The sequence below is a fragment of the Mesorhizobium sp. P2_D5 genome, from assembly GCF_056404355.1.
Window position 1 is genome coordinate 475,741 of the sequence record NZ_JBFUEE010000001.1, and the last position, 12,745, is coordinate 488,485.

Sequence of the window (12,745 nt, forward strand, 5' to 3'; positions counted from 1 at the left end):
TGATCGGCGAAACTGAAAGCGGTCGCGGGGCGTGACTGCGTGTGCATTTCCAAAGGCTATCAATCCCGATCAGCCCTCACCCGGAGGAAGACCACATGCGCTTGCCGTCATTCAGGACCATTGCCCTTTCCGCACTCGTCGCCGGCGCGACGATCGTCGCTCCAGCCTATGCCAAGAACCCCAATGTTGGTGGCGCGCCGATGTACACCACCAAGACCATCGTCGAGAACGCCGTCAACTCGAAGGACCACACGACGCTGGTCGCCGCCGTCAAGGCCGCCGGCCTGGTCGACACCCTGCAGGGTGCCGGGCCGTTCACCGTCTTTGCGCCGACCAACGAAGCGTTTGCCGCGCTGCCGAAAGGCACCGTCGACACGCTGCTCAAGCCCGAGAACAAGGACCAGCTCACCAAGGTGCTGACCGCGCATGTCGTGGCCGGCAAGATCTCCGGCAAGGACATGATGGCCAAGGCCAAGGCAATGGGGGGCAAGTATGAGATGAAGACCGTCTCCGGCGATACGCTGACCGCCGAGGTCAAGAAGGGCAAGCTCTACATCATGGATGAGTCCGGCGGTGAGGCCAAGGTGACGATCGCCGACGTCAACCAGTCGAACGGCGTCATCCATGTCGTCAACAAGGTGCTGCTGCCGAAGTAACGGCTTCCGGCGCAGGGGATCAAGGCAGGTCCGTTGGGCTTTCTCGGGCCAGCCATCCCCACCTCATGACGAGGTGCCATGTTTCTTGGGAAGCCGTATCGGCATCGGCCGGGGTCCTGTAGTCCCCCACAGGGCCCCGGTTTCTTTTTGCATCGGCATATCCAAAGGGTAGCCCCTCGCGTCGTCACTCCACGACGGCGCTGTGGTCGACCTTGGCCCGCGTCGCCGGCTTGCGCAGCAAAAGAACCAGCGGAACGGCGGCAAGCGAAAGGATCATCATCAGCTTGAAGTCGTTCATGTAGCTGATGATCGTCGCCTGCAGCGTTACCACGCCGTCGAGCGCGGCACGGCCGGCGGCGCTGTAAGGGTTCATCGCCTGGAAGATCGCCTGGTTGCTGAACGCCTGGTTGTAGGGCGTCACATAGGTGGCGATGTTGGCGTGGTTGACCTGGACATTCTGGGTCAAAAGCGCGGTGACTACCGATATGCCGACACTGGAGCCGATGTTACGCGACAGATTGTACAGTCCGGTGCCTTCCGCGCGCCGCTCCGGCGCCAGCGTGGCGAAGGTGATGGTGGTCAGCGGAACGAACAGGAAGCCGAGCCCCGCACCCTGGATGAAGCCGGTGCTGATGATCGTCCATTGCGAGACATCGGGCGTCCAGCCGGTCATGTCGTACATCGCCCAGGCGGTGATCAGCAGGCCGGTCAGGAGAAGCCAGCGTGTATCCACCTTGCCGACCAGCCTGCCGACCAGGAACATGCACGCCATGGTGCCGAGGCCGCGCGGCCCCATGACGATGCCGGCCGTCACCACCGGATAGCCCATCAGTGTCTGCAGATAGGGTGTCATCAAGGCCAGCGAGGCGAGGTAGGTGATGCCGACGATGAAGATGAAGACCATGCCGACGGCGAAATTCCGGTCGAGGAAGAGCCGTGGGTTCACGAACGAGTTGCGGGCGGTGAAGGTGTGGACGAGGAAGATGTAGAAGGCCGACGCGCAGATCAGCGCCTCGACGATGATCTCGGATGACGAGAACCAGTTGAGCTGCTCGCCGCGATCGAGAAACATCTGCAGCGAAGCGATGGTGAGGCTGAGCATGCCGAAGCCCAGCCAGTCCAGCCTTGCTTTGAGGTCGGTCTTGGTTTCCAGGACGAACATCGACACGCCCGCGAAGGCCAGGGCGCCGATCGGCACGTTGATGTAGAACACCCAGCGCCAGCTGACATTTTCGGTTAGCCAGCCGCCGATCACCGGCCCGAGCACCGGTCCGACCATCACCGAAACGCCGAACAGCGCCATGGCCGAGCCGCGCTCTTCGACGCTGTAGATGTCGAGCAGAATGCTCTGCGACAGCGGCACCAGGGCCGCGCCGAACAGGCCCTGCAGCAGGCGGAAGCCGACGATCTGCGGCAGCGACTGCGCGAAGCCGCAAAGCACCGATGCGACGACGAAGCCGGTGATCGAGGTCAGCAGGATGCGCTTGCGGCCGAAACGATTGGCAAGGTAGCCCGAAGGCGGCGTCATCACGGCCGCGGCGACGATATAGGACGTCAGCACCCAGTTGATCTGGTCGGCGCTCGCCGAAACGCTGCCCTGGATGTAGGGAAGCGCCACATTGGCGATGGTCGTGTCCAGCGCCTGCATGATCACGGCCAGAATCACGCAGGCGGTGATGGCGCCGCGATTGGCGACCACCGATGTGCCCCCTGTCGCGGACGCGCTGGTCATGACTTCTGCTCGAACCGGTTGATGAGATCCGTGACGAAGTCCGGCAGGCCGCGCGCATGGCCGGTATCGATGCCGACGACGGCGCTCATCCCGCCGCGCAGCGGCGGTTTGCCCTGGAGATCGTCAATCGTCACGCGCATCGGGATGCGCTGCACGACCTTGACCCAGTTGCCGGTGGTGTTCTGCGCCGGAAGCAGCGAGAAGCTCGACGACGAGGCGGGGCTGATAGAGGCGACCGTGCCGTGCCAGACACTGCCCGGATAGCTGTCGACGCTGATCGTCGCCGTCTGCCCCGGCCGCACATAGGTCAGTTCGGTTTCCTTCGGCTCCGCCGCGATCCACAGGTCCGTCGCCGAAACCAGGCTGAACGCCGGTTGCGACGCCGGCAGGTACTTGCCGACCTGGAGCGCCTCCACATTGGTGACGATGCCGTCGAACGGCGCCTTGACGATCGCATCGCCGAGGTTGCGCTGGGCGTCGTCCACCGCCGACTGGGCCTGCAGGTAGAAGGGGTTCTTCTCGACCGGCTGGCTGGCGTCGCCACCCAGCTGGGCAAGCATCGCCTGTGCCTGCGCCTTGGCGACGGACACTTTCTGGCGGGCGGCATCGAGGTCGTGCTGGGCGCTGTCGAAAGTGGCCTGCGAAGAGGTAGACGTCTTGAGAAGATCCTGCTGACGCTTGAAGGCGGCCTCATAATAGGGAATGTCGGCCTGCGCCTGCTCGATCTGCGCCAGCGACTGCTGGTAACTTGCCTGCAAGGTCAGCACCTGGTTGCGCACCGTTCCCAGCTGGGCCTGGGCCGCGGCAAGAGCGGTTTCGAAGGAGGCCGGCCTCAGGCGGAAAAGCACGTCGCCCTTCTTCACCGCCTCGTTCTCGTGCACGTCGATCTCGGAGACGGTGCCGGAGACGTCGGTGGAAACGCCGAGCGACTGCGCCTGGATGTAGGCATTGTCCGATGTCATGACCTGGCCGCCGACAACGTAGTAATAGCCGCCGACAGCCAGCGCGACGGGAAGCAGGGCGAAAAGGATCGGCCGTGTCAGGCTGCGCCTGGGCTTGACCGGCGCCGCAGGCGCAACCGCCACCATGGCTTGCGGCTGCGGCTCTTTGGCGGGGGCTTCAAGTGCCACCGGCTCCAGCGCAACCGGCGCTTCCAGCTCGCCATCGGCGATGACTGCGCTGGCACGCCTCTGCTCGCGTTCGCTATCCAGCCGGATGATCTGGTCGCTCTTGCGATCCGATGGTTCGTCCTTGCCGGGCTTTTTGGGTGAGGTCGATTCAGTCATGGTCGTTCTCCCGGTCGACGGCTGGCTGAGCGCAAGCCTCGAGCAGATTGGATTTGATCAGGCATAGGGTTCGCAGCAGATGCAGCTGGGCATCCGCCGATAGGCCGACGAAGGCCTCGTCGCGCGTTTTCTGACCGTTGCTGCGCATGATTTCGAGCAGCGGATGGGCTTGCGGCGTCAGGTAAAGCAGCCATGCCCGCCGATCAGCCGGATTGGGCCGGCGTTCGATGAAGCCGCGCGCCTCCATCTTGTCGAGCAGCCGGGCGAGCGTGATCGGCATGATCTCGATCAGGTCGGCCAGTTTGTTCTGGTGGATGCCTTCATGGCGGGACAGATAGGCCAGCACCTGCCACTGGGCGCGGGTCAACCCCGACGCCCGCGACCGCTGTTCGAACCGCTTTCGAAGCAGACGCGCGACATCGTGCAGCACGAAGCTGATGTTGGGTGACGATGGCATGGGAGGGGCTGGTTTTCTGAACGTGACTTTTAGTGAGCATGCTTATTATCATCATGCACATAATCCTGCTGGACGCGGCGCACAAGACGCACTAAGTCCGGAAAAAATGTCGCACGCGCTTGCGGCGCCCCAGAAGGGTCGAGCAACAGGCCGTTGCCGGACGAGGATATGATGATGAATTGGCTAAAGATCGTGACCGTGGCAGCCCTAGCGGGATGGCCCGGCATTGCGTTCGCAAAGGAGGCGGTCAGTTGTGGCGGCGCCGCCATGCTGGGTGGGGCGCAATTGAACTGCAGCCACGTCGAACCCCAGGCGCCGCCTCAGTTTTGCACGTTTAGCTGGGCTCTGCACACGTCAGCCGGCGATCAGAAAATCGTCGAAGGCACCTTCATGTTGCCGCCCGGAGCTTCGAACGTCACCGTCTACCAGGGCAGCGGTTTCGACAGTGCGCTGTCCGATCCGATCGTGATCTGCCGCGGCAACAAATGAGCAACGCCACCACGCAAGACTCGCTCCTCAGCCGATTGGTGCTATAGGGCGGATCACGCTATTTTGAACCGGCGCATGCGAACTTCGCCTGTTGCCTGGTGGCCAATCATCCGACGGACATCGACATGGACGGACCCAACCCCGACATCAAGCACCCTATCCCGATGCACACCCGCGTCGGCTTCCTCAAGGGATTGGTGAGCGCGCCGAACATCGAGATCGGCGACTACACCTATTACGACGATCCGGACGGGCCGGACAAATTCGCCGAGAAATGCGTGCTGCATCATTATCCGTTCATTGGCGACAAGCTCATCATCGGCAGGTTCTGCGCCATCGCCGAGGGCGCGCGCTTCATCATGAACGGCGCCAATCACGCCATGTCAGGCTTTTCCACCTATCCGTTCAATATTTTCGGCCATGGCTGGGAAAAGGGTTTTGACCCGGCGACATGGTCGAAGGAAGTGCGCGGCGACACCGTGCTCGGCAACGATGTCTGGATCGGCATGGAGGCTGTGATCCTGCCCGGCGTGACGATCGGCCATGGCGCCATCATTGCCGCGAAATCGGTGGTGACGCATGACGTGCCGCCCTATGCGATTGTCGCCGGCAACCCGGCCAAATTGGTGAAGACGCGTTTCGACGACCGGACGATCAGGCGGCTGCTGGCGGTGGCGTGGTGGGACTGGCCGGTGGACAAGATCAGCCGCAACCTCGATGCTATCCGGGGTGCCGATATTTCTCTTCTGGAGGCAGCAGCTTGAACGCTCTGAACAACACCGTGATCGGCACCGAACTGTTTACGCGCGGGTGGATCTTCATCCGCGGCGTGCCGGCGATGAAGTTCCTGCCGCCGGAAGGGCCGCCGGAAATCGCCTTTGCCGGCCGCTCGAATGTCGGCAAGTCGTCGCTGATCAACGCGCTGGTCAATCAGAAGGGGCTGGCGCGCACCTCCAACACGCCAGGGCGCACGCAGGAGCTCAACTATTTCGTGCCGGATGGATTTTCCGGCGAGGGCGCCGACCTGCCGCCCTTGGCGCTAGTCGACATGCCGGGCTACGGCTACGCCACCGCGCCGAAGGAGAAGGTCGACGAGTGGACCAAGCTGGTCTTCGACTATCTCAAGGGCCGCGTCACGCTGAAGCGGGTCTATGTGCTGATCGACGCCCGCCACGGCATCAAGGCCAAGGACGACGAAGTGCTGTCGCTGCTCGACAAGGCGGCGGTGTCCTACCAGATCGTGCTGACCAAGACCGACAAGATCAAGGCTGCCGGCGTGCCGCGGCTGATCGAGGAGACGCTGGCAAAGATCAAGAAGCGGCCGGCGGCATTTCCGTTCGTCCTGGCGACGTCGTCGGAAAAGGCCGAGGGCCTGGAGGAGTTGCAGGCCGCCATCGTGCTTGCCGCGAATGGTGGCTAGGGCTTAGCCTCGATTGCAATCGTCTGGTGGCTTTCTTCCGCGGCAAGGCTTTCGGTGCCGTAGGTCTTCAGGAACATGCCGACGCCGGACCTGACGATGTGGTCGATCTCATCCTGGCCCGGGGCTTTGGTGCGGTAGGCGAAGATGCACTGGCGGAATAGACCGGCCAGGCACAGTTCGGTGAACTGGTAGGCGGCAAGATCGACATCGTCGATCCGCAGCAAGCCGCGCTCGATGGCGGCATCGAGAAAGGCCGCGACCTTGTCATGGCCGCGTTTGGGACCGCGTTCGTAAAAACGCGCGCCAAGCTCGGGTATCCGGTCGGATGCGCCGATCACCGTGCGCTGCGCCTGGATGACCTTGGCCGACGTGATCTTGAGGGCAAGCACCTTGCCGAACTTCACCAGCGTCTCGCGCAGGTCGTCGGCGTTATCAAGCACGTCATACATGTTCTTGAAGATCGTGCCGCGCTCTTCCTCGATCAGCGCTTCGAACAGCTCTTCCTTGTTGGCGAAGTAGACATAGATGGTGCCTTTGGAGACGCCGGCCTCGCGCGTGATGTCGTTCATCGACGCAGCCTCAAAACCCTTGTCGATGAACACGCGACGGGCGCCCTCGATGATCTGGCTACGCTTGACTGGATCCTGGCCTGCCGCCGGGCGGCCACGGCGCACATGGTCCAGCAGGTCACCGCACGAGTCGGTTTCGACGCTAGGCTGAGTCTCAACCATAAAAGTCACACCTCGAAAATAATTCGAACCAATCGGTTCGATTGCACTTGATATGGTCCTGTTTCCGCGCTATGTCAACGGCCTGATCGAACCGAACGGTTCAGTATTATAGCTTTATTTTAGAGAGATGTCATGTCCTCGAACGCGCCAGCCACAGCCGAAGTCCGTCCTTTCCCCAATGCCAAGGTCGCTCCGGCGACGGAAGCACCCGAAGTGCCTTTCCAGCCCGCCATCAGCGCGCCGGTGGAAGCACCAGCCAAGAAGAAGCGTTCGGTGCGTTCGTTTCTGCTGCCGATCATCGGCGTTGCCTTGCTGAGCGCAGCCTCCTGGTACGGTTACAACTACTGGACCACGGGTCGCTTCATGATCTCGACGGACGACGCCTATGTCCAGGCCGACATGGCGTTCATCTCGCCCAAGATTTCCGGCTATGTCGATCAGGTCAAGGTGAGCGAGAACCAGTCGGTCAAGGCTGGCGACCCGCTGCTCGTCGTCGATGACGGCGACTACAGAATAGCCGTTGCCCAGGCCGAGGCGCAGATCGCCACCTTGAGCAAGACGCTCGACCGTATCGACGCCCAGACCGAAGCGGCGCGCGCCTCGCTGCAGCAGGCGCAGGCACAGAAGGTCGCTGACCAAGCCGCCGCCGACAATGCGGCGAAGGTAGAGGTACGCGCCTCGCAACTGCTCAAGACGCATGTCGGCACGCAGGCACAGCTGGACGATGCCCAGACGGCGGTCCAGCAGGCCAACGCCGCCCTTGTCGGCGCCGACGCGCAGATCGCCGCGGCACAGGCCAATATCGGCGTGCTGCAGGCGCAGCGCGCCGAATCGGCAAGCACGCTTGCTTCCTTGCAGCTCAGCCGCGACAAGGCCGCGCGCGATCTTTCCTTCACCGTGCTCAAGGCGCCTTATGACGGTGTCGTCGGCAACCGCTCGGTGGAGCAGGGCGATCTCGTCAGCCCCGGCCAGAAGCTCGCCGTCATCGTGCCGATGGACAAGCTCTACATCGTCGCCAACTTCAAGGAGACGCAGCTTGCCCGGCTGGTTCCCGGCGAGAAGGTCAAGATCTCGGTCGATGCGACCGACGGCCAGGATTTCGAGGGAACCGTCTCGTCGCTGGCGCCGGCTTCGGGTGCGGTGTTCTCGCTGCTGCCGCCCGAAAACGCCACCGGCAATTTCACCAAGGTCGTGCAGCGCGTCCCGGTCCGCATCGATGTGCCGGCCGACGTGCTGAAGAGCGGCAGGCTGCGCGCCGGCTTGAGTGTCGTCGTCGCCGTCGACAGCCGTACCGCGCCTACGGCCTCGAACTGAGCGGCCGCCGGGGAGCAATGCCATGGCCACCGCAACCCTGACAGCAGGAGCGCCGCCGGCGATGCCGGCCGTACCTGACACCATCTCGACGCGGCGGGTCATCGCCTTCCTGGCGATGGTGTTCGGCATGTTCATGGCCATCCTGGACATCCAGATCGTCTCGGCCTCGCTGGCCGAGATTCAGGCTGGCCTGAGCGCCAGTTCCGACGAGATCCCGTGGGTGCAGACCGCCTATCTGATCGCCGAGGTGGTGATGATCCCGCTGTCGGGTTTCCTCAGCCGGATGCTGTCGACGCGCGTGCTGTTCACGATCTCGGCGGCCGGCTTCACCGCGGCCAGCGCGCTGGCCGCGACCGCCACCAACATCGACCAGATGATCGTCTACCGCGCCGTCCAGGGCTTCATCGGCGGTGGCATGATCCCGAGCGTCTTTGCCGCTGCCTTCACCATTTTCCCGCCGTCGCGCCGCGCCGTGGTCTCGCCGATGATCGGCCTTGTGGCGACGCTGGCGCCGACCATCGGCCCGACCGTTGGCGGCTATATCAGCCATGCCATGTCCTGGCATTGGCTGTTCCTCATCAATGTCGTGCCCGGCATCCTGGTGACGACGGCGGCCTGGACGCTGATCGACTTCGACAAGCCCAATCTCAAGCTGTTCAGCAAGTTCGACTGGTGGGGCCTCGCCGGCATGGCCGCCTTCCTGGGCTGCATGGAGTATGTGCTCGAGGAAGGCCCGAACAACGACTGGCTGCAGGACCAGGGCGTATTCATCTGCGCCATCGTCATGACCGTGGGCGCCGTGCTGTTCTTCTGGCGTGTGTTCACCGCCGAGGAGCCGATCGTCGACCTGAAGGCGTTCACCAACGTCAACTTTGCCTTCGGCTCACTGTTCTCCTTCGTCATCGGCATCGGCCTCTATGGCCTGACCTATCTTTATCCGGTGTTCCTCGGGCGCATCCGCGGCTACGATTCGATGATGATCGGCGAAGCGCTGTTCGTCAGCGGCCTGGCGATGTTCCTCACCGCGCCGGTCTCGGGCATCCTGTCGAGCAAGATGGACCCGCGCCTGATGATGATGGTCGGTTTCTTCGGCTTCGCCACCGGAACCTGGTGGATGACGCATCTGACCGCCGACTGGGATTTTTATGAGCTGCTCATTCCCCAGATCCTGCGCGGCTGTTCGATGATGCTGTGCATGGTGCCGATCAACAACCTGGCACTCGGCACCTTGCCGCCAGACCGGTTGAAGAATGCGTCCGGCCTGTTCAACCTCACCCGCAACCTTGGCGGCGCCGTCGGCCTGGCCGTCATCAACACCGTGCTGATCGACCGCAACGCGTTCCACTACGCAAGGCTCTCCGAGCACGTGCAGTGGGGCAGTGCCGCCGCGCAGCAAAAGCTGCAGAACATGACGCTCAATTTCGAGCAGACCGCCGGCCTCGACGCGACCAGCGCGGCGATCTCCAAGCTGTCGGGCATGGTGCAGCAGCAGGCCGCACTGCTGTCCTTCATGGACGTGTTCTTCCTGCTGACGGTGCTGTTTGCGACGCTCGGGCTGTTCACCATGCTGATCCGCAAGCCGGCCGCGGCCGGCGGCGGCGGTGGCGGCCACTGATACCAAACGTGGACAGCAGTTTCGGGAAGCTCCTCCAGTCCACGCCCGAAAAGCTCTGACCGCGCAAAAAAACTCCGGGCCGCAAGCCCGGAGTTTTTTCGTATTCGGATTGGAGCACCGGAATTGCGTCAAAAAGAGATATGTCAGGCCGTGGCGGGCTTGAAGGTCAGCGCCACGCCGTTGATGCAGTGGCGCAGGCCGGTCGGCGCCGGGCCGTCATCGAAGACGTGGCCGAGATGGCCGCCGCAGCGGCGGCAATGTGCCTCGGTGCGGGTCATGCCGAGCGACCTGTCCACGGTCGTGCCGATGGCCTTGGGAATCTCCTGCCAGAAGCTTGGCCAGCCGGTGCCGGAATCGAATTTCGTCTCGGACGGATAGACCGGCAGGTCGCAGCCGGCACAGGCAAAGATGCCCTTGCGGTGTTCGTTGAGCAGCGGGCTGGTGCCGGGATATTCCGTGCCTTCCTTGCGCAGCACGTCGAAGGCGGCCGGCGACAGGATGGCTTTCCACTCGGCATCGGTCTTGGTGACCTCGAAGGTTTCGGCAGCCTGTGCGGGCTGCGGCTTGCCCATGCGCAGCATCGTTGCGGCAGCCCCGGCGACGCCGATGGCGGCGGCACCGCTCAAAAGAAAGTCGCGACGGTTCATGACCAGTTCCTCCTGTCGTCTCTTTTGCCAAACTATACCGCCACGCGGAAATCAAAAGCCGGTGACGCTGGCCCTCGAACGAACACTCCGCGCCGTTCCACATCTGAACGTGGGCGGCGCGGAGTGCGCGGGCCGGTTGCGGGTCACGGGAGCGAGACCATGCAATCGACGGAGAGCCCTTGCTGCAATTTCGTCGGCAGCAGGCCCCTTGTTACATCTTCGCCCCCCTTTTTACATTTTGGGGAGCAGAACCTTGTCGATGACGTGGATGACGCCATTGGACTGCTCGACATCGGCGATCGTCACATTGGCGACGTTGCCATTCTCGTCGGTCACGGTGACCTTGCCGCCGTCAGCCTTGAGCGACAGTTCGCAGCCGCCAACCGTCTTGACCTTGTGGGTGCCGCCATCGGCTTTGGCCATCGCGGCGACGTCCGCCCCCATCGCCTTGGCGCCGATGACATGGCAGGTCAGGATCTTGGTGAGCTTGTCCTTGTTCTCGGGCTTGAGCAGCATTTCGACCGTGCCGGCCGGCAGCGCGGCAAAGGCGTCGTTGGTCGGCGCGAACACCGTGAACGGACCAGCGCCTTGCAGCGTGTCGACAAGGCCGGCCGCCTTGACGGCGGCGACCAGGGTCGTGTGGTCCTTCGAATTGACGGCGTTGTCGACGATGGTCTTGCTGGCAAACATGGCAGCGCCGCCAACCATCGGGTTTTCGGCATAGGCCGCAGTGGCAAGAGCGGAAACAGCGATCGCGCTGGCAAGCAAAAGGGTGGCGTATTTACGCATGATGTCAAACTCCTCGGGTTTTTCTCTTCCCATCTTTGGGGACGCGAGGAGATACGGGATACAAATGCGGGAGTTTCAGAAACATCGGGATTTTTTGATTTTATTTGCACCGCAGGGTGATTTTCACACAATGCGTTTTGTCCACTCACTGGCGCGGTTAGACATCATATGCGAAAAATAGACTGAAAGTCTTCTATGTCAGCGATAAAGCCGGTCAGATGCTCTTCAGATCGCCCGCCGCGACCACCGGTCCGGTCGGCTGGCCGGTCGGCGAACCGCCTGCCGGCTCGAGGCTGACGGCGAGCACCGCGCCCTGGGCGAGCTTCTGCTGGGCAGCCGGCGAGACGACAATATGCGCAGTGGCGCCGGTCGGGATGACGCCCATCGAGACCGGCGGGTTCTTGCCCTCGATCATCCACAGCTCGAAGTCCTTGCCGGCGGCACGCTCGCCGGAGACATGCGACAGGCCGACCTCGTGATGCGCGGCGTCATAGACGGCGAGATATTTGACATCGCTGCCTTCGGCGGCCAGCGAGGCGACGAGGCGCGCCTGCGGCTGCTCGACCGGCGGGTTGAGGGTGGGCACGGCGATGTAGATCGCCAAAGCGGCGACCGCCGCAGCAGCGAGGCCGCGCCAGAAGGCCAGGCTGGACCACAGCCCGCCGCGCGATTCGGTGGGCGTGGTCACGGCCGCGGTGGACGTGAACAGGCGGCGATCGATCGCAGCCTTGAGCGAAGCCGGCGGCTCGATTTCCGGGTAGGCGGCGGCCAGCGGCGAGAACGAGACCTCCCAGCTGTCGACAAGACGGGCGAACTCGGTCTCCGCATCGATGCGCCTGGACGCGATCTGCCGCTCCTCCGCCGGCAGCACGCCGAGAACGTATTCGGCGGCGAGCAAGTCGTCGCCTCCACGTTCCGGTCCGTTGTCTTCCGCCAGCGTCATCTTTCCAGACATTCTCTGAGTTTCAACAGGCTGCGGCGCAGCCAGGTACGCATCGTGTTCAACGGTACGCCATGGCGCTCCGCCAGTTCGGCATAGCTCTCGCCCTTGAGATAGGCGCCACGGACGGCCGCCGCCCGGTCCTTTTCCAACTCGTCGAGACAATGATGGATGCGTTCGGATTCACCGCCCGCCACCACCATCGCTTCAGGCCCTGGCGTCGGATCGGCCACGTCGAGCGCGGCATCGATATCGAGGGCGGGCTTGCGTCGCGCTCTGACGCGATCGATCGCGTGGTTGCGCGCGATCGCCACCAGCCAGGAGATCGGGCTCAAGTCTGAGACAGCAAAACGGTCCGCCTTCGTCCAGATCTTGACGAAGACTTCCTGCAGGGCTTCTTCGGCATCTCCCCGGTCGTTCAATACACGAAGGCAGACGCCGAAAAGTTTCGCACTGGTCTGCCGGTAGAGCAGATCGAACGCTGCCCGATCCTTCATCGAAGTCCGGACGATCAGCTTGGTGATGTCCTGCGGCGTCATGCAGGCAAGTTAGGGGATTGAAACGTATTTGCAACGACGGAAATCGCCTTGTGCACGCCAGACTTGCCGCATTGCCGGCCCGGATCTGTCCGTCGATTGCCAATGAAATCGCCACTGGCTAGCTTGTCTT

Annotated in this window: 14 protein-coding genes; 6 read left to right on the forward strand and 8 right to left on the reverse strand. The window is 63.0% G+C overall.

Annotated features, from left to right (window positions below; all coding sequences use genetic code 11):
* Positions 1–95 precede the first annotated feature (95 nt).
* Positions 96–656 (forward strand): fasciclin domain-containing protein, encoded by a 561-nt coding sequence (locus tag AC1DYW_RS02270; protein ID WP_457151957.1) that lies wholly within the window; start codon positions 96–98, stop codon positions 654–656.
* A 184-nt stretch (positions 657–840) separates the two neighbouring features.
* Here AC1DYW_RS02270 and AC1DYW_RS02275 read toward each other — a convergent pair whose 3' ends face one another.
* Genes AC1DYW_RS02275 through AC1DYW_RS02285 form a run of 3 tightly spaced genes read right to left on the reverse strand, consistent with a single transcriptional unit; the run spans position 841 to position 4,131 of the window.
* Complete coding sequence (locus tag AC1DYW_RS02275) at positions 841–2,388, reverse strand: DHA2 family efflux MFS transporter permease subunit (RefSeq protein ID WP_477224980.1); 1,548 nt, start codon at positions 2,386–2,388, stop codon at positions 841–843.
* Positions 2,385–3,674, reverse strand: coding sequence for an HlyD family secretion protein (locus AC1DYW_RS02280; protein WP_477224981.1), 1,290 nt, complete (start codon positions 3,672–3,674; stop codon positions 2,385–2,387). Before AC1DYW_RS02280 ends, AC1DYW_RS02275 begins: the two co-directional genes overlap by 4 nt.
* Positions 3,667–4,131 carry a MarR family winged helix-turn-helix transcriptional regulator gene (locus AC1DYW_RS02285; RefSeq protein WP_477224982.1) on the reverse strand — a complete coding sequence of 155 codons (465 nt, stop codon included), beginning with the start codon at positions 4,129–4,131 and terminating at the stop codon, positions 3,667–3,669. Before AC1DYW_RS02285 ends, AC1DYW_RS02280 begins: the two co-directional genes overlap by 8 nt.
* Positions 4,132–4,299: 168 nt before the next feature.
* Between AC1DYW_RS02285 and AC1DYW_RS02290 the strand changes: the two genes are divergently transcribed.
* From AC1DYW_RS02290 to yihA, 3 genes are all read left to right on the forward strand, one after another.
* Positions 4,300–4,620, forward strand: a complete 321-nt coding sequence (locus AC1DYW_RS02290; protein WP_477224983.1) for a hypothetical protein — start codon at positions 4,300–4,302, stop codon at positions 4,618–4,620.
* A 125-nt stretch (positions 4,621–4,745) separates the two neighbouring features.
* Positions 4,746–5,384, forward strand: a complete 639-nt coding sequence (locus AC1DYW_RS02295; protein WP_477224984.1) for a CatB-related O-acetyltransferase — start codon at positions 4,746–4,748, stop codon at positions 5,382–5,384.
* Complete coding sequence (gene yihA / locus AC1DYW_RS02300) at positions 5,381–6,040, forward strand: ribosome biogenesis GTP-binding protein YihA/YsxC (protein WP_111545233.1); 660 nt, start codon at positions 5,381–5,383, stop codon at positions 6,038–6,040. The genes AC1DYW_RS02295 and yihA overlap by 4 nt, the downstream gene beginning before the upstream one ends.
* Here yihA and AC1DYW_RS02305 read toward each other — a convergent pair.
* Positions 6,037–6,771 (reverse strand): TetR/AcrR family transcriptional regulator, encoded by a 735-nt coding sequence (locus tag AC1DYW_RS02305; protein WP_477224985.1) that lies wholly within the window; start codon positions 6,769–6,771, stop codon positions 6,037–6,039. The genes yihA and AC1DYW_RS02305 overlap by 4 nt on opposite strands.
* Positions 6,772–6,903: 132 nt before the next feature.
* On the opposite strand from AC1DYW_RS02305, the gene AC1DYW_RS02310 reads away from it, so the two are divergent.
* Together AC1DYW_RS02310 and AC1DYW_RS02315 are read left to right on the forward strand one after the other, a co-directional pair.
* On the forward strand, positions 6,904–8,085 hold the full coding sequence (locus tag AC1DYW_RS02310) for an HlyD family secretion protein (protein ID WP_477224986.1): 1,182 nt from the start codon (positions 6,904–6,906) through the stop codon (positions 8,083–8,085).
* Positions 8,086–8,146: 61 nt separating this feature from the next.
* Positions 8,147–9,700, forward strand: coding sequence for a DHA2 family efflux MFS transporter permease subunit (locus tag AC1DYW_RS02315; RefSeq protein WP_457151649.1), 1,554 nt, complete (start codon positions 8,147–8,149; stop codon positions 9,698–9,700).
* A 143-nt stretch (positions 9,701–9,843) separates the two neighbouring features.
* On the opposite strand, the gene msrB is transcribed toward AC1DYW_RS02315, so the two are convergent.
* From msrB to AC1DYW_RS02335, 4 genes are all read right to left on the reverse strand, one after another.
* Entirely contained in the window at positions 9,844–10,347 is a 504-nt protein-coding gene (gene msrB / locus AC1DYW_RS02320; protein WP_095083502.1) for a peptide-methionine (R)-S-oxide reductase MsrB, read from the reverse strand.
* A gap of 231 nt (positions 10,348–10,578) precedes the next feature.
* On the reverse strand, positions 10,579–11,136 hold the full coding sequence (locus tag AC1DYW_RS02325) for a fasciclin domain-containing protein (RefSeq protein WP_457151644.1): 558 nt from the start codon (positions 11,134–11,136) through the stop codon (positions 10,579–10,581).
* A 214-nt stretch (positions 11,137–11,350) separates the two neighbouring features.
* Positions 11,351–12,079 carry an anti-sigma factor gene (locus AC1DYW_RS02330; protein ID WP_477225561.1) on the reverse strand — a complete coding sequence of 243 codons (729 nt, stop codon included), beginning with the start codon at positions 12,077–12,079 and terminating at the stop codon, positions 11,351–11,353.
* Positions 12,076–12,615, reverse strand: a complete 540-nt coding sequence (locus AC1DYW_RS02335; protein WP_095083498.1) for a sigma-70 family RNA polymerase sigma factor — start codon at positions 12,613–12,615, stop codon at positions 12,076–12,078. Before AC1DYW_RS02335 ends, AC1DYW_RS02330 begins: the two co-directional genes overlap by 4 nt.
* Between the last annotated feature and the right edge of the window lie 130 nt (positions 12,616–12,745).